At 48.9% G+C, this 22047-nt stretch carries 18 protein-coding genes; 8 read left to right on the top strand and 10 right to left on the bottom strand.

What is annotated here, in order from left to right; genetic code table 11:
- Positions 1–10: 10 nt before the first annotated feature.
- Positions 11–1504: a UxaA family hydrolase gene (locus BMY16_RS03110; RefSeq protein ID WP_091840008.1), complete on the bottom strand. Its 1494-nt coding sequence runs from the start codon at positions 1502–1504 to the stop codon at positions 11–13.
- Positions 1505–1527: 23 nt separating this feature from the next.
- Complete coding sequence (locus BMY16_RS03105; protein WP_091840006.1) at positions 1528–2595, bottom strand: LacI family DNA-binding transcriptional regulator; 1068 nt, start codon at positions 2593–2595, stop codon at positions 1528–1530.
- 198 nt (positions 2596–2793) lie between these two features.
- Between BMY16_RS03105 and BMY16_RS03100 the strand changes: the two genes are divergently transcribed.
- From BMY16_RS03100 to BMY16_RS03065, 8 genes are all read left to right on the top strand, one after another.
- Positions 2794–3816 (top strand): sugar kinase, encoded by a 1023-nt coding sequence (locus BMY16_RS03100; RefSeq protein WP_091840004.1) that lies wholly within the window; start codon positions 2794–2796, stop codon positions 3814–3816.
- A gap of 24 nt (positions 3817–3840) precedes the next feature.
- Positions 3841–4509 (top strand): bifunctional 4-hydroxy-2-oxoglutarate aldolase/2-dehydro-3-deoxy-phosphogluconate aldolase, encoded by a 669-nt coding sequence (locus BMY16_RS03095; RefSeq protein WP_091840003.1) that lies wholly within the window; start codon positions 3841–3843, stop codon positions 4507–4509.
- Positions 4510–4557: 48 nt separating this feature from the next.
- On the top strand, positions 4558–7722 hold the full coding sequence (locus BMY16_RS03090; RefSeq protein WP_091840001.1) for an ATP-binding protein: 3165 nt from the start codon (positions 4558–4560) through the stop codon (positions 7720–7722).
- A 27-nt stretch (positions 7723–7749) separates the two neighbouring features.
- Positions 7750–8469 carry a DUF5932 domain-containing protein gene (locus BMY16_RS03085; RefSeq protein ID WP_091840000.1) on the top strand — a complete coding sequence of 240 codons (720 nt, stop codon included), beginning with the start codon at positions 7750–7752 and terminating at the stop codon, positions 8467–8469.
- On the top strand, positions 8462–9040 hold the full coding sequence (locus BMY16_RS03080; protein WP_091839996.1) for an AbgT family transporter: 579 nt from the start codon (positions 8462–8464) through the stop codon (positions 9038–9040). Before BMY16_RS03085 ends, BMY16_RS03080 begins: the two co-directional genes overlap by 8 nt.
- Positions 9041–9130: 90 nt before the next feature.
- Entirely contained in the window at positions 9131–9556 is a 426-nt protein-coding gene (locus BMY16_RS03075; RefSeq protein WP_244512884.1) for a DUF255 domain-containing protein, read from the top strand.
- A 142-nt stretch (positions 9557–9698) separates the two neighbouring features.
- The gene (locus tag BMY16_RS03070) at positions 9699–10754 is read left to right on the top strand and encodes a rhodanese-like domain-containing protein (protein WP_244512863.1); all 1056 of its coding nucleotides are present in this window, start codon (positions 9699–9701) and stop codon (positions 10752–10754) included.
- 90 nt (positions 10755–10844) lie between these two features.
- The gene (locus BMY16_RS03065; protein ID WP_170835982.1) at positions 10845–13247 is read left to right on the top strand and encodes a helix-turn-helix domain-containing protein; all 2403 of its coding nucleotides are present in this window, start codon (positions 10845–10847) and stop codon (positions 13245–13247) included.
- Here BMY16_RS03065 and BMY16_RS03060 read toward each other — a convergent pair.
- Genes BMY16_RS03060 through hisIE form a run of 8 tightly spaced genes read right to left on the bottom strand, consistent with a single transcriptional unit; the run spans position 13186 to position 22046 of the window.
- Complete coding sequence (locus BMY16_RS03060) at positions 13186–14445, bottom strand: type IX secretion system plug protein (protein WP_091839988.1); 1260 nt, start codon at positions 14443–14445, stop codon at positions 13186–13188. The genes BMY16_RS03065 and BMY16_RS03060 overlap by 62 nt on opposite strands.
- Entirely contained in the window at positions 14442–16442 is a 2001-nt protein-coding gene (locus BMY16_RS03055) for a fructose-1,6-bisphosphatase (RefSeq protein WP_091839985.1), read from the bottom strand. The genes BMY16_RS03060 and BMY16_RS03055 overlap by 4 nt, the downstream gene beginning before the upstream one ends.
- A complete protein-coding gene (locus BMY16_RS03050; protein ID WP_091839982.1) occupies positions 16439–17506 on the bottom strand; it encodes a glycosyltransferase in 1068 nt (355 codons plus the stop codon). Before BMY16_RS03050 ends, BMY16_RS03055 begins: the two co-directional genes overlap by 4 nt.
- Positions 17507–17528: 22 nt before the next feature.
- Positions 17529–18188, bottom strand: a complete 660-nt coding sequence (locus BMY16_RS03045; RefSeq protein WP_091839980.1) for a glycosyltransferase family 2 protein — start codon at positions 18186–18188, stop codon at positions 17529–17531.
- Positions 18185–19345: a diaminopimelate decarboxylase gene (gene lysA / locus BMY16_RS03040; RefSeq protein ID WP_091839977.1), complete on the bottom strand. Its 1161-nt coding sequence runs from the start codon at positions 19343–19345 to the stop codon at positions 18185–18187. The genes BMY16_RS03045 and lysA overlap by 4 nt, the downstream gene beginning before the upstream one ends.
- Entirely contained in the window at positions 19346–20665 is a 1320-nt protein-coding gene (locus tag BMY16_RS03035) for an aspartate kinase (RefSeq protein WP_091839974.1), read from the bottom strand.
- 22 nt (positions 20666–20687) lie between these two features.
- On the bottom strand, positions 20688–21371 hold the full coding sequence (locus BMY16_RS03030) for a cell division ATP-binding protein FtsE (RefSeq protein WP_091839973.1): 684 nt from the start codon (positions 21369–21371) through the stop codon (positions 20688–20690).
- Positions 21372–21398: 27 nt separating this feature from the next.
- Positions 21399–22046 (bottom strand): bifunctional phosphoribosyl-AMP cyclohydrolase/phosphoribosyl-ATP diphosphatase HisIE, encoded by a 648-nt coding sequence (gene hisIE / locus BMY16_RS03025; RefSeq protein ID WP_091839972.1) that lies wholly within the window; start codon positions 22044–22046, stop codon positions 21399–21401.
- Position 22047 lies beyond the last annotated feature (1 nt).

Raw genomic sequence — 22047 nt, 5'->3', positions numbered from 1 at the left:
CTTTATTCTTTTATAGTGTCACACCGTTTTTGAAGATGGATATTTCACGGTAGCCATTGGCCTCGTTCTGGGCTTTCTCACCACTGGCCACAGCTAACACTTTATCAATAAATTCGGGCACCAGCTCCTGCATCGTGCGACCCTCGATGAGCTGTCCGGCCGAGAAGTCAATCCAGTTCTTCTTCCTACGGGCGAGGTCGGGGTTGGTGGCTATCTTCATCGTTGGGACGAAGGTGCCGAAAGGTGTTCCACGTCCTGTCGTGAAGAGTACCAAGTGACAACCGCAAGAGGCAAGGGCCGTAGCAGCTACCAGGTCGTTGCCAGGAGCAGAGAGCAGGTTCAGTCCGTTGTGCTCCAGACGGTCACCATATTCCATCACACCACTAACCGGAGCCTTACCACATTTCTGCGTACATCCTAAAGCCTTATCCTCAAGGGTGGAGATACCTCCGGCTTTATTACCAGGACTTGGATTCTCACCAACAGGCTCACCATGAGAGAGGAAATAGTTCTTGAAATTGTTGATCATTGATACCGTCTGGTTGAAGAGTTCTTCTGTCTCACAGCGATTCATCAGAATCGTCTCGGCACCAAACATCTCGGGCACCTCTGTCAGTACGGAAGTACCACCTTGGGCCACAAGCCAGTCGCTGAACTCACCCACGAGCGGATTGGCTGTAATACCTGAGAAACCGTCGCTACCACCACATTTCAGACCTACACGGAGTTTCGAGACGGGCACCTCCTGACGCTTGTCCTGACGGGCCAGGTTGTAAAGGTCACGCAGGATGGCCATGCCAGCCTCCATCTCGTCGTCAACCTTCTGGGTTACAAGCAGTTTGATACGTTCCTTGTCATAATCGCCCAGCATAGCCATGAAATCATCGGGCTGGTTGTTCTCGCAGCCGAGACTCAGCACGAGTACTGCTCCGGCATTGGGATGCAGACAAATGTCACGTAACACCTTGCGGGTGTTCTCATGATCGCCTGAGAGTTGTGAACAACCGTAATTGTGATGCCAGGCATGGATGGCATCAATGCCGTCTTCATGCGTCTCTTTCTTCAGTTCTTCTACCAATCGTTCGGCAATGCCGTTGACGCAACCAACGGTAGGCACAATCCAAATCTCATTACGTACACCTACATCGCCATTCTTCCTTACATAGCCCTTAAAGGTGCGGTTTTCTTTTTCTATGTCAAGTGTCTCGTCTACAGGCTGATACGTGTATTCAAGTGTGCCAGAGAGATTAGTCTTCAGATTATTCTCGTTTACCCAGTCGCCAGCCTTCAAGTCTTCCTTCGCATGACCTATAGGATAACCGTATTTAATGATGTCGGTGCCCTTTGGGGCATCTTTAATGAGTACCTTGTGCCCTGCGGGCGTGTCCTGGTTCAGGACAATCTGGCGGCCATCCACCTCAACGATGGCTCCTTTCTTCTTGGCCTCCAGACATACAATAACGCTGTCGGCCGGATTAATTTTCAAGTAAGTTGTTTGTTCCATTGTTTTATTATTTATAATAGTAATTATATTGCTTTCCTGCGGTAGAAATCCACGTTTTCCCTCGTCAGAATCTCGATGGGCATGTAGTTCACGGGATTGACTGCACGCTTCATCACGATGGCATTGAAGAGTGCGTCGACGCTGGCATAGCCCTGTTGGTAGGCATGCTGGGCAATTAAGAATGAGATACTGCCATTACGCACGCAGACCTCATTCTTGGGCACCATGTCGTAACCCATGATCTGAACGTTACGGCGGTTGGTCTTTTCCAGGAATTCCCCGACGATATGGGCTTTCGAATTAAAAGTGATACAATGGTGAACCTGCGGGTGTTCCTTGAAGAACTTCTCCAGAATGACATCATAATCCTTCTTCTCTTCATCGAGTGGCAGGTCTACCTCAGTGATCTTGATGTCAGGATAGTGGTCCACCATATAATGACGGAAGCCTGTCTCACGGTTGGCCTGCTGTTTGGAACCCACCTTTCCGTCGCGCGTCTGCTTCATCAGCGCCACCTCTTTTTCTTTGTTGGCGATAAGCATCAGCATCTTGGCTGCGAAATAACCGCTGGCAAAAGAATCTTGTCCAAAGAAGGTGAGGGGTTTCAGGTCGGGCATGTAGGAGTCGAGCAATACATAAGGAATGTTGCGCTCCATCAGTTTCTCTGTGAATCGTTGGGTCTGCTCCAATGTGGAGGGAACGATGATGACACCATCGATCTTGGCCGAAAAGAATTCGCGTACCATCTTTGTGAATGCAGGGGGATTGAAACGCTCGTAGTAGATGAACTTCAGGTTGATGCCAAAGTCGCGGCGGAAGTCGGTACAAGCCTGAGCACCTTCCTCTATCTCGTCCCAATAGGCATCCTGTTCGTGCTTAGGCAGCACGCAGTAGAAATTATAGGTCTTGTTGTAGGCGAGGGCAGAGGCATACATGTTGGGACGATAGTCCAGTTCTTCCAAAGCTTTGTTTACCTTCTCCAATGCAGTCTTACTAACGTTCGGACGGTTGTGCAGCACACGGTCTACGGTACCTGTTGAAACACCTGCGTGTGCGGCAATATCCTTAATTGTAATAATCTCCTTTGCCATAATCTTCCGATATTTTTTGCAAAGGTACGAATAAAAATTGAAACCGCCAACATCTTTACCTAAATATTATAATCGAAATCGTTTCCGTAAGTTTTTTGCTAAAATCCTCTTAAATATTTGGTCACATGGAAAAATATCCCTATCTTTGTCGTCGCAAACGAAAAAATGATGTTTAATCTATAGTTAAAACAAGGAAAAATGGCTAAAATCGTAACATTGGGCGAGATCATGCTCCGCCTTTCCCCACAGGGAAACGACCGTTTCATTCAGAGTGAATCATTCCGCATCATCCCTGGTGGTGGTGAGGCTAACGTGGCTATTTCAGTAGCCAACTATGGCCACGAGGCGTATTTCGTCAGTAAGTTGCCAAAACATGAGATTGGACAGATTGCTGTCAATGCCATGCGTCGTTATGGCGTGAACACTGAGTTCATTGCCCGTGGCGGTGACCGTGTTGGTCTCTATTATGCTGAAACCGGTGCCTCGATGCGTCCTTCAAAGGTGATCTACGACCGTGCACACAGTGCTATCGCAGAGGCTGTTCCTGCTGACTTCGATTTCGACAAAATCATGGAGGGAGCTGCTTGGTTCCACTGGAGTGGTATCACACCTGCCATCAGCGATAAGGCTGCTGAGCTCACGAAGCTTGCCTGCGAGGCTGCCAAGCGTCATGGCGTGACCGTTTCTGTCGACCTGAACTTCCGTAAGAAGCTGTGGACCTCTGAGAAGGCTATCTCCATCATGCGCCCATTAATGAAATATGTGGATGTCTGCATTGGTAACGAGGAGGATGCAGAGCTGTGCTTGGGCTTCAAGCCCGATGCAGACGTAGAGGGTGGTAAGACCGATGCTGCCGGCTACGAAGGAATCTTCAAGCAGATGATGAAGGAGTTTGGCTTCAAATATGTCGTTTCAACGCTTCGCGAGAGCTACAGTGCTACGTTCAATGGCTGGAAGGCCCTTATCTATGATGGTAAAGAGTTCTATCAGAGCAAGCGCTATGAGATTAATCCGATCATTGACCGCGTAGGTGGTGGCGACTCGTTCTCCGGTGGCTTGATCCACGGATTGCTGACCAAGGCCACTCAAGGTGAGGCCCTTGAGTTTGCTGTGGCTGCATCGGCTCTGAAGCACACTATCAATGGTGACTTTAACCTGGTATCTGTTGACGAGGTGGAGAGCTTGGCCGGCGGTAACGCCAGCGGCCGCGTTCAGCGCTAATGGTTAATGTTCAATAATTAGATTATGGCAAAGTTTGATAAGATAGCAGTCATGAAGAAGATTGGTGATACCGGTATGGTGCCCGTCTTCTACAACAAAGATCTTGAGACTTGTAAGAATGTGGTGAAGGCCTGCTATGAGGGTGGTGTTCGCGCATTTGAGTTTACTAATCGTGGCGACTTCGCTCAGGAGGTGTTCGGGGAGCTTGTTAAATGGGCCGACAAGGAGTGCCCAGAGTTAGCCCTTGGTATCGGCTCTGTAGTGGATGCTCCAACCGCAGCCCTTTACATCCAGTTGGGTGCCAACTTTGTGGTGGGGCCATTGTTCAACCCCGACATCGCACCTGTGTGCAACCGTCGTCTGGTGCCTTACTGTCCCGGCTGTATGACCGTTTCAGAGATTGGCAAGGCTCAGGAGTTAGGATGCGACTTGACGAAAGTGTTCCCCGGCGATGTCGTTGGCCCGAACATGATCAAGGGACTGAAGGCTCCGATGCCCTGGTCAAAGATAATGGTCACAGGTGGTGTGTCACCCGACGAAGAAAATCTGACGAAGTGGTTTAAGGCTGGCGTCTTCTGTGTTGGCATGGGTTCTAAGCTGTTCCCCTCCGACAAGGTCAAAGCCGGAGACTGGCAGTACGTTACCGATAAGTGTCGCGAAGCACTTGGTTACGTGGCCAAAGCTCGCGCATAATTATATAGTCCCTCTCGCCTATGGCGAGGGGGAACTATGTTTATACGGATGAAGCTTCAACTATTCATATTAATAACTCTTCTCTTATCAGCCTGTAGCCGTCCAGATAGGCAAGCGGTCGACAAGCTGAATCATCTTTCCTACGCTTATCACTACCGTAACATCGACTCCACAGAATCCTATGCACGGCGTGCTGCAGAGCTCGCTATAGGGTATCGTGCGGGTAGGGCAGAGGCTTTGAATAACCTTGCCTTCGTCCATATCGTACGTATGGAATACGACGAGGCTGAACGACTTCTTAAAGAGGTGGTAGAGACCACTGATCACCAGGTGCAATGCCTTATTGCCTATGTCCAACAGATGCGCCTCTGTCAGCGTCGCTCCCGTAACCGTGAGTTCCACGAGTTCCGCGAGTTGGCCGACAAGACCATCCGTCGCATCAATGAAGAGCGTGACGCCCTTTCTGACCACGACCGTCGTTGTCTGCTCTATGCAGAAACAGAATATGCCATCGTCAATTCCACCTATTATTATTATGTGGGTCTTGAGCGTCAGTCTGTCGAAGCCCTTTATACCATCAATCCCAATGAGGTACAGAGCGACACAGCCCAATTCCTCAACTATCTCTACAACATCGGTGCAGGTGGCATCATCACCGAGGGAACCCAACAGCAGATCAACCAACAGGAGTTCGACCACCTCATGCGTTGTTTTCTGACAGCCCGCCGAGGAGGCTATCCCTACTTTGCCGCCAATGCCCTTGAAGCCCTGTCCGAGCATCTCATGGAGCCCGAATACCGCAACCAGCTGTTGAGGGATAACATGCCAGCTCTGCGCTTTATCAATCCTGACGGCATCAACGAAGAGATGTTGGCAGGCTATTTGGCCGAGAGTGCCCTCTACATGTTCCAAGACTACGGCGATGTCTATCAGATTGCAGGTGCCTATCGAACGCTGGCCTCCTGTTTCCGACAGATAGGCGACTATGAGTCGGCGCTCTATAACCTAGAACAGGCTCTCGCCGATTCCACCATCAATCAAGCCCCCGACCTCGTGGCCTCCATCCGCGAACAGCTTAGTGTGGCCTATGCCGCCATCGACGACAAACCCCAGAGCGACTACAACCGTAACCTCTATCTCGACCTTCAGGAGTTTACCCGTCAGGACCGTCAGTTGGAAGCCCGTGCCAGCCAGTACGAGCGCACACTCTCCCAACTGAACCTTATGCTCATTGCCGTGGTGGCAGCCATCATCCTGCTCAGCTTCTCGGTATGGCTCTTTAACCACCTCAACAAGAAACAGTCGAAGACCGAGGTTGGCGATGATCTTTTCGAACAGAAAGCAGAGGAGATAGCTGCGATGGAACTGCGCGTAGAGAACAGTGAGCGCCGAAACCTCGAACAGCGGGCTAAAGTGTCGCTTGTCAATAGCGTTACGCCTTTCATCGATCGCATTCTCCATGAGGTGAAATCACCCGAAAAGGCCGATCCTACCTATATCCGAGAGCTGACTGATCAGATTAATGACTACAATGATGTGCTTACCTATTGGATCCAACTGCGTCAGGGTGAGCTCAGTCTCCATATTGAGAGTTTTCCCCTACAGGAACTTTTTGACTTGTTGGCCAAGAGTCGTACCTCCTACCAGATGAAGGGTGTCACCCTCGATGTGCTGCCTACTGATGCCGTAGTCAAGGCAGATAAAGTACTCACCCTCTTTATGCTCAACACACTGGCTGACAATGCCCGTAAGTTTACCGACCAGGGTGGGCGAGTGACTGTCAGCGCATCGCAACACGAAACGGAAAATTATGTGGAAATCGCCGTTGAGGATACTGGTCGAGGCATGACTGACGAACAGCTGGAACACCTCTTCGACCATAAGATCGTCGAAGGACATGGCTTCGGACTCGTCAATTGCAAAGGTATCATTGAGAAATATCGTAAGATGTCTCAGATATTCTCTGTCTGTCAGATGGCAGCCACAAGCACCCTTGGCAAGGGGTCACGTCTGATGTTCCGCCTGCCTATGGGCATCATGCGCCTTCTAATCGTTGTATTAACCTTTCACTATTCAGTCATGACGTCAGCCAATGAGCCACTCGCACATGCTAGCGCTTATGCCGATTCTGCCTATTTCTGTAACATCAAAGGCCAATATGAACGTACACTACTCTTTGCCGACTCATGCAGACAGTGTCTTAACCAGTATTACCTCACCCAATATCCAAATGGTCGTTATCTGATGCGACCTATGGGGAACCCATCACTCACTGCACCTGAGATCAAATGGTTTCATGACGGTCTTACTACCAACTACCAAATAATCCTCGACATCCGCAACGAGAGTGCCGTAGCTGCATTGGCCCTTCATGAGTGGCAGCTCTACAGCTACAATAATCGTATATACACTCAGCTCTTTAAGGAGATGTCGGCAGATGCCTCATTGGGTGACTATTGTCGCACTATGCAACAGTCGCAGACCAACAAGACCATCGCTATCATTATGCTTGTGGTGTTAGCCCTGGCTATTGTTCCTGCCTATTATCTACTCTATTACCGCCATCGTCTTTATAGTCGTTTCCTCCGTGAACAACAACGGCAGAATGATTTAGACATGCTCGATGACGACTTTCGGCGTGCAGAACTTGAAGACAATAGTCTCCATGTGTCGAATGCCGTATTAGATAACTGCCTCTCCACACTGAAACACGAGACGATGTACTATCCTTCGCGTATCCGTCAACTACTGGATGTGGGTGACACTATTTCACTGAGCGAGGTCACCAGTTACTACCGTGAACTATATGGTGTGCTCTCCTTGCAAGCCATGCGACAGATAGAGCGTACCCATCTACATCTGCGACCTATAGAGAAAGACTCCGTCACCATCCTCGGTGACGAGAATCTTATCCGATATCTCTTTGAAATACTACGCAAGCAATCGGGATCAAAGAAGCCTGATATCAGATACCGCCAGATAGACGAATATTATGTTGAGGTACGTTTTGCTATGCCTGCACTCCGCTTGACAGAACAGCAGGCTACTGACCTTTTCAATCCTTCCCGTGAGCATATCCCTTATCTGCTCTGCCGACAGATAGTACGTGATCATGGCGAAGCTACCAATCGCCGTGGCTGCGGCATTCGTGCCGAAATCATCGACAGTTCCACCGTGATTATCATCATACTACCAGCGTCTAAAAAACAATAAAATAGAGAAAAAGCAAATAGTAAAAATATGGAACCATTCAAAGTTATTGTTGTTGAGGACGTTCCCCTCGAACTCAAAGGAACCTTAGGAATCATTCGTAGCGACATTCCTGAAGCAGATGTTATTGGGACAGCCGAAAACGAGCCCGCCTACTGGCGTCTGCTAAAACAGCAGAAGCCAGACCTCGTGCTACTCGACCTCGGTCTTGGCGGCTCTACCACTGTTGGCGTAGAGATATGCCGTCACACGAAGGAACTTCATGCCGATGTGAAAGTGCTCATCTTCACTGGCGAGATTCTCAACGAAAAGCTCTGGGTCGATGTGCTTGATGCAGGAGCTGATGGAATTATCCTCAAGACAGGTGAACTGCTTACACGCCGTGATGTCTCTGCTGTCATGGATGGCAAACAGCTTGTATTCAACGAGCCAATCCTCGAGAAGATTGTTGAACGATTCAAGGCAGCCGTCAGTGGCCAGCTCGTCAAACAGGAGGCACTTGTCAACTATGAGATTGACGAGTACGACGAGCGCTTCCTTCGTCATCTCGCTCTCGGATATACAAAGGAACAGATCACCAACTTGCGTGGTATGCCATTCGGTGTGAAAAGTCTTGAGAAGCGGCAGAACGAGCTTATTCAGAAACTCTTCCCTGAGGCACAGGGTGGTGTCAACGCCACGCGTCTCGTGGTCCGCGCCCTCGAACTTCGCATCCTCGACATCGACAACCTGCAGCCCGACGATGAATAAACTGATGGCAAGGGTGGGGGCTACCATTGTTATCTTCCAAGTGCTCCTCTTCATTCTCTCATGGATCTTTTCCGCCATGAGGTTGGAGGGTGTGCGCTCACTGCTCTCCAGCGAGGGCATTCGCTGGTTTTTTGGGGCCTTTGCCGGAAATGTAGCCTCTTCTTGGCTCGTCTCGCTGCTTCTTATTCTTATCGCCCTTGGCGCTCTTCAGAAAAGTGGCATCTTCGATGGTGGAAGAGGCTATCGCGACCGTATCGCACTCCGTGTATCCATTATCGTACTCTGCCTCTTCGGGATGGTTGTTGGACTACTTACATTGCCGCCTCATGCCATCCTACTCTCTGCTACAGGCGAGCTCTTTCCTTCGGCCTTCAGTCGCAGTCTGCTGCCTATCATCATCTTTGCTGTCAGTCTGTTTGCCGTGGTCTTTGGCATGATGTCAGGCCGATTGAATACCCTCTCCGACATTCTCGGTGCCCTTAGCAACGGACTCTCTCGTAGTGCCCCGCTTGTCGTCATTGCCATCCTCCTCATCCAATTCATTGCCTCCCTTGGCTTCGTCTTTAATTAAAACAAAATATTCATGAAGAAAATTGCAATTATTGGGTTGCTGTCTGCGTTTGTTTCGCTATCAGCAAATGCTCAGAAAACTTTGAAGAAAGTGTACAACGAAGACCTGAACCCTATTGAGCAAATAGATCAGGCTTTGGCGAAGGTCCAGTCTGAAGATAAATTCGTCATCTGTCAGGTTGGTGGAAACTGGTGTATCTGGTGCTTGCGCTTTGCTGACTTTATCACGAACGACACCACCATCAGCAAGGTCATCGCCGACAACTATGAGTATATCCATGTGAACTATAATCCCCGTCGTTCACAGGATGCTACGAAGGTGGAACAGGGTAAAGCCCTGATGGCGCGCCTGAACCAGTGCGGACGCTTTGGATTCCCCGTGCTTGTTGTGCTTGATAAGGAAGGCCACGTGATTCATATTCAGGATTCCGGATACCTGGAAGAAGGACAGGGTTATGATCGGGAGAAAGTGCTGAGCTTCTTTAAGAATTGGACTCCAAAAGCCGTTAACAAGTGAATATTAGCATATATCCGTTTTGGTAATATCTAAAATCACTTAAAATTTGTCTAATTATTTGGGGAAAATTAATGATAATTGCAGAATTATCGTTATATTTGCACCAAGATTTTGATTATAATCATCTAATAACAAAACTTTTATGAAGAAGATCATCACTTGCCTACTTGCCACTTTAGGATTGACGACCGCTTGCGGTCAGGGAAACTACGAGAACGTGGACGTTCAAGGATTTGCAGGACTGATGGAAAATTCCGCTGTCGTTGTTTTGGATGTGCGTACCGCCAGTGAGTTTGCCGAGGGACATATCCCTGGGGCTATAAACATCGATCAGGCACAGGGTGACTTCATGGAAAAAGCCAAGACCTTGCTACCCAAGGACAAGAAGATTTGCGTATACTGCCGCAGTGGACGCCGCTCTGCCAATGCTGCCGACAGGTTGGCTGCCGAAGGTTTCCAATGTGTGAACCTAAAAGGTGGTATCATCGCTTGGAAAGAGGCAGGAAGGGCTGTGACTACCGATAACTACGAAGTGGATGAATTTACCACCAAGAGTGGAAAAATCATCAGGTTCCACGCCCTAGTACATGCTAGCATCCGTGTGGAGTATGACGGCAAGGAGATAGAGATTGACCCTGTGACGAAATTGGGAAACCGTACGATCGACTATACCGCAATGCCCAAGGCCAACTATCTATTCATCACCCATGAGCATGGCGACCACTTCGATAAGGAGGCCATCAAAATTCTGACGAATGAGGGCACGCAACTCATTATGAACAAGCGTTGTGTGGAGATGTACGGAACTGGTGAGGTGATGGCGAATGGAGACAAGAAGCAGATTGCCGATGACTTCAAGGTGGAGGCTGTGCCCGCCTATAACACGACCGAGGGCCGTACGATGTTCCATCCCCAAGGCCGTGACAACGGATATATTCTGACCATTGATGGCTTGAGAATCTATATTGCCGGTGACACTGAGGATATTCCTGAGATGGCTGACATCAAGGATATCGACATTGCATTCCTGCCCTGTAACCAGCCATACACGATGACTACCGAACAGTTGGTGAAGGCCGCGAAGGTGATCAGGCCGAAGGTGTTGTTTCCGTACCATTATGGACAGACGGATGTTAAGAATCTCCCAGAACAGTTGAAAGCTGAAGGTATTGATGTAAGAATCCGTCATTATGAATAAGCTGATAAAACGATGAGCAGCGTATCATTAACTAATAGAATGAAAGCAGCGGCTCTAGCTCTACTGATGCTATGGCCGGTTGTGGCGGCTATGGCAGAAAGTTCAACGACCTCGACGCGTGTATTCCGTAACTTCAGTGCTGCCGATGGTCTGGCTGACAACAGTGCCCAGATCGTTGCATGCACCAAGACTGGTCGATTGGTGATAACCACCATGGGGCAGATCAACTTTTATGACGGACAACGCTTTATCTATATTGATCCGACGGATGAGAACGTATTCCCGCTGGACAGCTACCGGGGTATTTACCATCTCTATTTCGACCGCTACCACCATATCTGGTTGAAGAACACCTATTCGGTGACGTGCGTGGACCTAACTACGGAAAAATTCTCTTCTTCGGTGGAGAAGGAGTTCCAGAAGTTTGGCGTGACAGATAAGGTGAAGGATATATTTGTGGACAGCGAGAACATCGTGTGGCTGTTGACCGATAAAGGGCTTTACAATGTTGAGACGAAGCAGACGATGAAAATAAGGAGAGACCTGAACCTACAGGATCTGGAGGTGTTCAAGGATAATCAGCTGCTGTTATTTTACGAGAGTGGTCTGTTAGAGATCTTCGATGTGAAGACCGGCCAAAAGATACGTGAGAGCTATCCCTATGGCGAGTCTGACCGCAAGCGCTACCAGAACACTTCGGTGCTGAAGATGGACAAAAACCTGCTGTACCAAGTGCGTAATGGTGACAAAGAGTCGGTGCTGAATCAGTATGACATGGAGAAACACACGTGGAAGGAAATCCTTCGCGTGCCTTACCACCTGAATAATATCGCTCAAAATGACACACTACTCTACTTGCCCTCGGAATTTGGCTATTGGGTGTATGATATTAAGGGCGACAAACTGAAGCATGCCGAAACTCTCCAGTTGGAGGGTGGCAGGCTGCTTCAAACAGATATCAATGTGATGTGCTTCGACCGTCAGGGTGGCCTCTGGGCTGGTACGGAGAAGCGCGGCCTACTTTATTCTATGCCTTATAAGTCGCCGTTCAAGGTCTATTCGTGGGGTGACAAACGCGCCGATGACTTAGGAACGATGATGGAGGGTATGGATAGACAGGTGATGTTTAGGCATAGACCCGTGAACTGCGTGACGACTGACTCACGTGGATGGACCTGGGTGGGAACATCTCAGGGACTGCAACTCTATCGTAAGCCGTCGGATGTGTTGCCACAGCTGTTCACTAAGAAAGACGGACTGCTGAACAACGTTGTCCACTCGGTGGTGGAGGATCATATGCACTGCATGTGGGTAGCTACGAGCTATGGTATCACATCCATCCAGATAACTGACGGCAAGGTTGGTTACGTCTCCAGCTTTAACCAGCATGACAATATCCCCAACGAGATGTTTGTGAATGGCAAGGCCATGTGTCTGCCTAACGGAGACATTGCGATGCAGTCGCTTGACCATGTGGTGACGTTCAATCCTAACAGAATGTCTGCCGGTACGGGTGCCCAGTCGTTTGAACTCTATCCGAAGCTTATCCGTATGATGATTAATGGTAATGAGATTTCCACCGGGCAGGAGTTTGACGGAAGGGTGATCTTGGATAGAGCTATTTCACGCACTTATGAGATAGACTTAGACTACAACCAAAACTCTGCCTCATTAGTGTTCTCAGCACTGAATTTCTTCCGTCCGCAACAGACGTGTTATCGGATACGTATCAAGGGCTTGATAGACGATTGGAAGGTATATACTTCATATAATTCGGGTGGTCTGGTAGACTCACGCGGTTTGTTCCACCTGCCCTTGATGGCTCTTCCTCCGGGTGTCTATACCATTGAATTACAAGCCTCGATGTTACCCGACAAATGGAATACTGTGCCTTACGAGTGGGTGGTCAGGGTCAATGAACCTTGGTGGCGCACAACTGGGCTGTTTGCCCTCTTTAGTTTCCTGTTGCTGGTCCTGTTGGGTGTGAATGCCTATTTCTATCTTCGCAATGCAAACCTACGTGCAAGGCGTTATAGTGGCGAACAGGTCATCATTAAGCGTATTTGCAGAATCGCCAAGAGTTGTATGAACAAGGGCGAGTTGCTATTGGAACCGTCGGTGGAAGAGATGAATGGTGAAGAACTCAGTTTACAGGACGATGTAGATGATCAGTTCATTAAAGTGATGGAAAAGATTATCCCCTTCGTGACTGCCTCCCAGAAACAATCAAGGATTTCCATGCGCCAATTAAGTCTCGAGGCGGGATTGGACGTGCAGGCATTCTATCAACTGGTATCAGACAATATTTATAAAAGTCCGCGCTCGTTGTTCCGTAAAGTTATGCTTGAACGTGCAGAGAAGTTATTGAAAAATCGGGCTATGCCATTGGATATGATTGCAGAGGAGTGTGGCTTTGTTTCGGCAAACTATTTCATTGCAGTGTTCTATCATAAACATCAGATGACGCCAGCAGAATACCGCGAAACGCTGTAAGCCGCCACGTACGATCCCCTGTAGCCTTATAGTATACAAAGACCTGATAACGGTTCTGTGTCTGATGGAAGCTGCCCTCTGAGGACAGAAATCTCCGTGAGCCGTCAGCAGTTTCAAAAAGATACTGATAATTGTAGTAACCCTGTTTCTGAAGGATTCGGGCCTGCCAGAGGCCTGTATCGGCATCGTGAGTCATCATGTAATGATCAGGTGACTCGGTGGTCCATTGGCCGTCGACGAGAATATTGCCTGCTGATGTCCAAGGGGTTTTCAGACGGTAGTTCACGTAAACATATTCGCTCGTGGTGTTGTTTTCGCGGTTGTCACTATTGCGAACGCAGAAAGCACCATCGGCGTCCTCATCATAGATATAGTTTCTGCGCGGTTCGTCGATAAAAGGATAGGCCTGATAGTTGTCGCCGTCCCATGTGATTCGGTCGATACCCATCGTGGGGTGACTAGGGTCGAGGATTTCGAACTTATGGTATTCGTTGCCTGCATCGAAGATGAGGTCGGACACATGTTTCCAGTCGAGTCCATTGCTATTTCTGAAGGTAGGTTGGATGTTACTCCGTTGGTTGTCTGTGCGTCCATTCTGCATGACCACCATAAAGATTTGTTCATCGGGATTGGTTACCCTTGTGCCGTTATAGTTGAGACTGACAGATAGTTGTTGGTGACTTTGATTCAGATCAATGTCGGTATTGGTGGTAGCTTCAAGTGACAAGATCATCGTCTGCTCCGTCACCATAAAGTCGACGCTGGCTACTGTCTCCTCGTCATCGAGGATGCGGAGGCGATAGTTGCCGCTCATCTTCAGGCGGCAGCGGTTGTTGGGAATTTCAAACTTGTAATGGGTGTAGGGGATAACAGTATTGACAGAGGTGGCATAGTCGTCGATAACATTATCGTTGAACCCCTCGAGCCAATCGCTGTCGAAGATTTCCTCCGATAGCTGCCAGTCTGGTTCACAGCGCTCGATATGATAGGAATAGCGATGGTAGTCGTGGGAGAGTTCATCGAAACTGATGCGGAGCAGGTCGTCGGTACCCAATCGCATGACGGCAGGAGAAGACTGCCAGTCGTCGTTAACAACGGCCTGCAAAGTTTTGATCTGTTGACTGAAAATCCTGTTGCTCGCCCTGATGGTTAAAGGCAACAGAACCATGAAGATAAACGCCGTCCACCGGAATCTCATATACGCTTCTCTTTGATGATGCCGTGACGATAGGCGTATAGTAGTTGTTTAAGGTCGGAGACTTGTTCCTTAAGTTCCCGTCCCTTGTCGGTATCGGCAACGAGCATGCGGTGAGCCGACATCTCGATGATTTGAGTGGTCGACTTGATGTCAATCTCGCGTTCAATGGCATCTTGCTGAGAAGTGAACGGCTCGTGCTGTACGAGCTGGAAGCCTCGGGAATGGTAAACAAGCGTGTAGCCGGCAATGCCAGTCTCGTTGTGATAGGCCTCTGAGAAACCACCATCGATAACCATCAGTTTGCCGCCTGCCTTGATAGGATTCTCGCCCTTAGAAGCATGTACGGGAACATGTCCGTTGATGATATGACGGTTGTCGCCCTTCACCTCAAACGCATCGAGGATACGGTCGCACACTTCTTCCGAATCGCGCAGTTTGAAGTAGTTGCCTTTTTCTTCCTTGTAGGTCTCCTTGTCCTTGAGGAAATAGCGTTCAAAAGTAGCCATTTTCGATTTGTCAAAGAGGGGAGAATTTTTGCCACACCAAAGGTAGAGGAAGTAGTCGCGTGCATAGTCGCGAGGATATTCTTCTTGTTGGTCGCTGGTAATACCGTTTGTGAAGGCCGCACGAATCATCATTCCGATGTTGTGCATGAGGTCCTTACCGCTATAGGTGGTACCAGGGTAGATTTCCACCTCTTTGAGTGAGCCGTCATCGTTGAGAGGACAACTGGCGTGGAAAAGCAGGTTGGAATTGCTAATGGTGTACATACAGCCATGGGAGAGTAGGGTGCGGATATGCTTCTTTAGCTTCTCACAGACGCGGAATGAGTGGTGTAACTTCTGCATGAGATCATTCTCCTCATCGGTAAGCGTATTGGGCGACTTGGGGTCGATGGAAGGGAAGTGGCAGCTCTTCATCTCATAGTCACGACCATCAATGGTGCAAATGCCACGTTCATAGTCGATGTTGTTGAAGAGCAGACGGTCGTTCATTTCCCATTCAGGATGGCGACTGATGATAGCGGCCTCTTCTTTGAATTGGATAACGGCGATGGCCTTGTGCATCTTGGCCGTTAACTGAAGGTCCTTGTCATCCATAGCGTTGCCTGGCAGCAACTTCGGCAAGAACTCTTCACATGGGTCGTTGCCGTAGGCTTCGAGAGCATAGGTGGCGAGGGGCACGAGGTTGATGCCGTATTCTTCTATGGTGGCCAAGTTGGCATAGCGCAGACAGAGGCGCAGTACATTACATATGCAGGCATTGTTACCTGCCGAAGCACCCATCCAAAGGATGTCGTGATTTCCCCACTGGATATCCCACGAATGGTACTGCCGCAGGGTATCCATGATAATATGTGCACCAGGCCCTCGGTCGTAAATGTCGCCCAAAATATGGAGCTGGTCGATAGCAAGGCGCTGTATGACATTGCAGATGGCACAGATGAAGTCATCGGCACGTCCTGTTGAGATAATCGTGTTGACAATCACGCTGACATAGGCGGCTTTGTCGATGTCGGAAAGACTCTCGTGGAGCAGTTCTTGGATGATGTAGGAGAACTCATCGGGTAAGGATTTATGCACCTTGGAACGCGTGTATTTCGAAGATACATCGCGGCACACCTTTACTAACTGGTGGATGGTAATGCGATACCAGTCCTCCAAGTCGGTTTCGCGGGCCTTGATAAGTTCCAACTTCTGTTCAGGGTAGTAGATAAGGGTGCAGAGTTCCTTTTTCTCTGACTCGCGGATATCGTTGCCGAAGAGCTCGTTGACTTTTCGTTTGATGTTTCCAGATGCGTTTTTCAGCACATGACGGAAGGCCTCGCTTTCACCATGGATGTCGGCCAGGAAGTGCTCAGTGCCTTTCGGCAAAGCCATGATGGCTTCGAGGTTGATAATCTCTGTAGATGCAGCAGCAATGGTCGGAAATGACTGTGAGAGCAGTTGCAGATAGTGCATGTCTGCTGGTGTGTGTTGATGATGCTTTGATGTCATATCTTTAAGTGGTTTTTTAGCGTATTACGTATTTGTTGGGTTCGTTTGTCGTCAATAGGGGCGATGGGCATGTAGCCCTCGTCAAGCTGTGTCTGCTCAGCCAACACCTGCATCAGCCGTGCGGCATATACCGTGAGGCTTTTCTTCTCCAGTAGTTCTGCAATGCGCTCGTCGTCGATGCTGTCGCGATATAGCTCGCGGGTCAGTTCGATGAGGTGGAGAAGTAGCGGCTGTTTATGAATCTGCTGTATCATCTTGACTATATAGGCATTTTCGTCGCCCTGATAGTTGCCCACTAACTCTTTCAGTGGTCGCGGCCGGATATAACTGCTTGGGTAGTAGGCACAAATGTGTTCGGTGTCGAGAATCGGCGTAGAAAGACCGAGTATGTTGATGCCATAATCTACATAGTTACGGATATTCTCCTGTTCTGCATAGATGAGCAACCGTCGCCAGTCGGGGCTGGTCATTGGAGGTTCGCTGATCCATCTGCGATCACCTGTGATGCCCGCCTTGATGATGACAGAAAGCGTCTTGACGCTGTCTTCGTCCATCTGCTCAATGGTATTTGAGTCGATGATTTTCTGATAGACAGCAAAAGTCTTGGAGCACATCTCCTGCTGGGTAGTGGCATTCGTGGTAACAGCATTGTGTATTTCCTCAAGACGAGGGTTCCACCCCAATGCCTCAAAGTTGATACGTTCCAACCGGCCAAGTGTGATAACGGCATAGGCACTGGATATGCAGTCGCGTAGCATCAGCCATCTTCCTACCTTGTCCTTGTTGTCCTGCTGTTGCATCCCCCAGGGTTCAAGTTGTCCGTGAGGTGTGATAACCGTACGGACTCCTTCCTTATGAGCCGTACGCAACGTACGGAGCAGGAATAGCTGTTCACAGCCATGAACATGGATGATGTCGGGTTCCCGATCTGTTATTATCTGGCGGGCGGCACTGCCTTTGCTGGCGGTATAGACCTCAGCACTCTGCCGCAAGCCTTCTGTCAGCATCATGACATGATGCTGGATGAGGTGGTTGGATTCAGGATAAACATGCAGGACTTTCATGTGCTTATACTTCTGAAGGGTACTACTGAGTCACAAGCGTGGTCGTAGAGGAGCGCCGTATCAAACTCTGCCACAAGATACCGAACCTGATGCTGATGAGATGGGACCAGGTAATCTTATGTTCATAGAATCCCAGTAATCTGACAAGACAGTTCTTCGGGATGATGATAAAATCGTATCTGCCCCAGAGATAGCTCATCCGCTGGTTCCGATTGAAGATCATTCTGAGCTTTCGCTCTGCCTTCAGGATGTGGTTCCCGGCTTCCTCTACCGTGTCGAAGGGCTGCAGGCGAATTCCCTTCTTACCCATATAGCCTAACGTCAGCTCAGCCTCTTGATCATGTACCTGACCGATGGCCTGCAAGATATCTGACGCTATGGGCTTGTGTTCAATTTTCGTAATGATAATCCATTCATTCTTAGCCGCTTTCGAACCAATATTAATAGCAAGCTTACGGCGGGTAACTTGCCGATTAGGCTTGGGAAGGAAAGTGGTATAGAGGTGTGGATAGTCATTCTTCATAATCTTCAACACATCCTCTGTATTGTCTGTAGAAGTCTCGTCGACCACGATTACCTCATAGCCAGGCTCATACTCCTGCGTCAGGAATGCCGGCAGGTTTGACTCCAGCTCTGAGGCCTGATCATAGACGGTCATAACTATAGAAAAACTTTCTTTCATATCTCGTCACTCATATAACCAATGGGAAGCTTACGGCAGTTGTACTGCGATGCCATGATTTCGCCATAGGCACCAGCAGAACGGATGGCCATCAGGTCACCACGACGGGCACCATTCAAGTCGGTCTGTTTTGCGAAGACATCTGTCGACTCGCAAATCGGTCCTACCACATCGTATGATTCTATGGGTTCCTCACTTGTGATATTCTCAATCTTATGGTATGCCTGATAGAGGGCTGGGCGGATTAAATCAGGGAAGCCAGCATCTACGATGGCGAACTTCTTTGTAGCGCCTTCTTTTATATATAAGGTACGCGTAATCAAGCTGCCACACTGTGCCACCACAGCTCGTCCCAACTCAAAGTGCAGGGTCTGACCATTTCGTAATTTCAGTTTCTTGGCATAGGTATCAAAATAGGCCTTGAAGTCAGGAATGGGCAAACGATTCGGATGTTCGTAATCGACTCCCAAGCCTCCACCTACGTTGATATGCTCCACATGGATGCGATGACGCTCCAACTCGTCCTGTAACTCGTTTACACGATTGCAAAGAGCCTGGAAGTCACCCATGTCAAGTATCTGTGAACCAATGTGGAAATGCAATCCCACGAACTTCACGTTGGCCATGCACTCAGCTTCGGCAATCACGGTCAACATGTCACGCATGGCGATGCCAAACTTGTTCTCTGCCAGACCTGTAGTGATGTTGGCATGTGTATGTGCCCCCACATTGGGGTTCAGACGGAAGGCCACTCGGGCTACCTTTCCTTTCTGGGCTGCCAGTTCGTTGATGACCTCCAGTTCTGGAATGCTCTCAACGTTAAAGCAGAAGATATCATTATCAAGTCCGAGATTAATCTCCCAGTCGCTCTTGCCAACACCTGCATAGACGATTTTCGAAGCAGGGAAGCCAGCCTTGACTGAGGCCTCAATCTCACCGCCACTGACGCAGTCGGCACCAAGACCTGCCTCTCGAATGATACGAAGCAATCGGGGGTTGGCATTGGCTTTCACTGCATAGTGCACCACAAAGCCCTCATGTTTGCCTGCCTCCTCGTTGATGGTGCGAAGCGTCTGGCGCAGTAGTTCTGTGTCGTAATAGTAGAAAGGCGTCTGTATCGACTGCAATTTTTCTACCGGGAAATGTCCTTTTGCCATTTATTTATAGAAAATCGTGTTACTCAGATTTTGGAGGGCACGCTTCTTGTCCTCCTCACGGATCAGGAAGGAGATGTTATAGTTAGAGCCGCCATAGCTGACCATACGTACCGGGATATCCTTCAGGGCATCGAGCGCCAGGGTCTCAAAGCCGATGTTCGACCAGTCGAGATCACCAACGACGCAGATGATACACATATTAGTGTCGACAGTAACGGTACCGTACTTTTTCAGTTCGTCGACAATCTCGCCAAGGTGTGAGTTGTTGTCGATACTCATAGATACACCTACCTCAGAGGTGCAGATCATGTCAATACTTGTCTGGTAACTCTCGAAGATCTCGAACACTTTACGCAGGAAGCCTGTAGCCAGAAGCATGCGGCTTGACTTGATCTTGATGGCTGTGATATTATCCTTAGCAGCAATGGCCTTAATCTTACCATATTCAGTCTTATTACTGATCGTGGTGCCTTCGGCATCAGGATCCATCGTGTTCAACAGACGAACAGGAATGCCAGCATACTTGGCAGGCTGAACACAGGTGGGGTGGAGGATCTTGGCTCCGAAATAGGCTAACTCAGCAGCCTCTTCGAAATGTAGTTGGTGTACAGGCTCGGTCTTGTCAACCACACGAGGGTCGTTGTTGTGCATGCCATCGATATCCGTCCAGATCTGAATCTCCTCTGCATTGATAGCTGCACCGATAAGTGAGGCGGTATAGTCGGAGCCACCACGCTGCAGGTTGTCAATTTCGCCATAGGCATTACGACAGATAAAGCCTTGTGTGATATAGACCTGTGCGCCCTGGTTTTCATCAAGAATACCACGGAGTTTTTCTTTAATGTAGACAGGGTCCGGCTCTGAGTTCTTGTCGGTACGCATGAAGTCGAGTGCGTTCAATAGAACGGCGTTGATGCCCTGCTCTTTCATATAGTTGACCACCATATTGGTTGAGATGATCTCTCCCTGAGCCACGATGCTCTTCTCTTCAAAACTAGTAAAGAGTTCCTTGGTGAAGGAACGCAGATAGTCGAACTCATCGCGCAGAAAATCACGGGTGGCAGCCTTCGTTTCCGCACTTGTATAAAGCTCTTCCACATGTCTGTCGTATTTCTGCTCCAAGCGATTGATCACCTCATTGGCACCATCAGGATTCTTCTTGTAGAGATAATCAGAAATCTCGACAAGTGAGTTGGTGGTACCTGACATCGCAGAGAGTACTACGAAAACAGGTTCTCCTGACTTGGTAACCAATGTGGTCACCTCTTTCATTCTCTGGGGAGTACCGACGGAAGTACCGCCGAATTTCATTACTTTCATGATCCTTATATTTTTATGATTATTACTCTGCTTTTCTGATAGTCACTTCTCCAATTTGCCCATCCTGACACTGGTAGGCTCTTCCCGGGTATTTGTTCAGTAATCCGATGTTATGGGTTGACATGATGACAGCTGTACCTGTCTCAGCGATGCTGTGGAGCAGTTGCATGATGTTGTCGGCCGTTTCCTTGTCCAAGTTCCCCGTTGGCTCATCAGCAATGATCAGCTTGGGATGGTTCAAAATGGCACGGGCAATAGCGATACGCTGCTGCTCACCACCAGACAACTCGTGGGGCATCTTGGCAATCTTGTCCTGAAGTCCGATCAAAGCCAGTACTTCATTGATGCGTTCGTCGATTTGTTTTTTGTCTTTCCATCCTGTGGCCCTCAAAACAAAATAGAGATTCCGATAGACAGAACGGTCGTTCAGCAGCAGGAAGTTCTGGAACACGACGCCCAACTGCTTACGCAGGGCAGGTATCTCCTTGCGTCGGATGGTCAGAAGGTCATAGCCCAGCACATTGGCTTCTTCTGCCTCGTCAACATCAAGGTCACAATAGAGCGTTTTCAGCAGTGAACTCTTACCGGAGCCAACACGTCCGATAATATAGACGAACTCACCTTCCTCAACCTGAAAGCAAACATTCTCCAACACCTTGTTTTCCTGTTGTTGGTAGATATTGACATTCTTGTAATTTATCAGCATCGTTTATATGACTATTTGACATTTTTACTATTTCATCTCACCCTTGGCCTTTGCCTCACGGCGCTTCTTGTCCCAATTAGGATCATGGCGCTTGTGCAGTTCTTCGGCCACCTGTTCTATACGCAAGCCTTTGCTGGCGAGCATCACCACAAGGTGATATAACAGGTCGCTGGCTTCATAGACCAGGTGCTCTGAGGTGCCGTTCGTGGCCTCGATGACTGTCTCGAGAGCCTCTTCACCCACTTTCTGGGCTATCTTGTTGATACCATCCTTGAATAGCTTCGTCGTGTAACTACCCTCTGGCATCTCATTATGACGACGGTTGATAAAGTCCTGCAACTCTGTCAGGAAGAGTAGGGGATTCTGCTCGTTGACTTCACCCCAGCAGGTGTCAGTACCAGTATGACAGGTAGGACCATCTGGATTGGCTTTTACGAGCAGTGTGTCATTATCGCAGTCGATTTTGATGTCTACCATATGGAGGAAGTTGCCAGACGTCTCTCCTTTTGTCCAAAGACAATTACGGCTACGGCTCCAGAAAGTGACCTTCTTGGTTTCAAGCGTCTTGTCGAGAGCTTCTTGATTCATATATCCCAGCATCAGCACATTCTTGGTCTGGGCATCCTGTATAATAGCGGGGACTAGTCCACCGCACTTTTCAAAATCTATTTTCATA

Source organism: Prevotella sp. ne3005 (genome assembly GCF_900110085.1).
Taxonomy (GTDB): Bacteria; Bacteroidota; Bacteroidia; order Bacteroidales; family Bacteroidaceae; genus Prevotella.
This window is presented reverse-complemented; position numbering and strand designations above follow the sequence as displayed.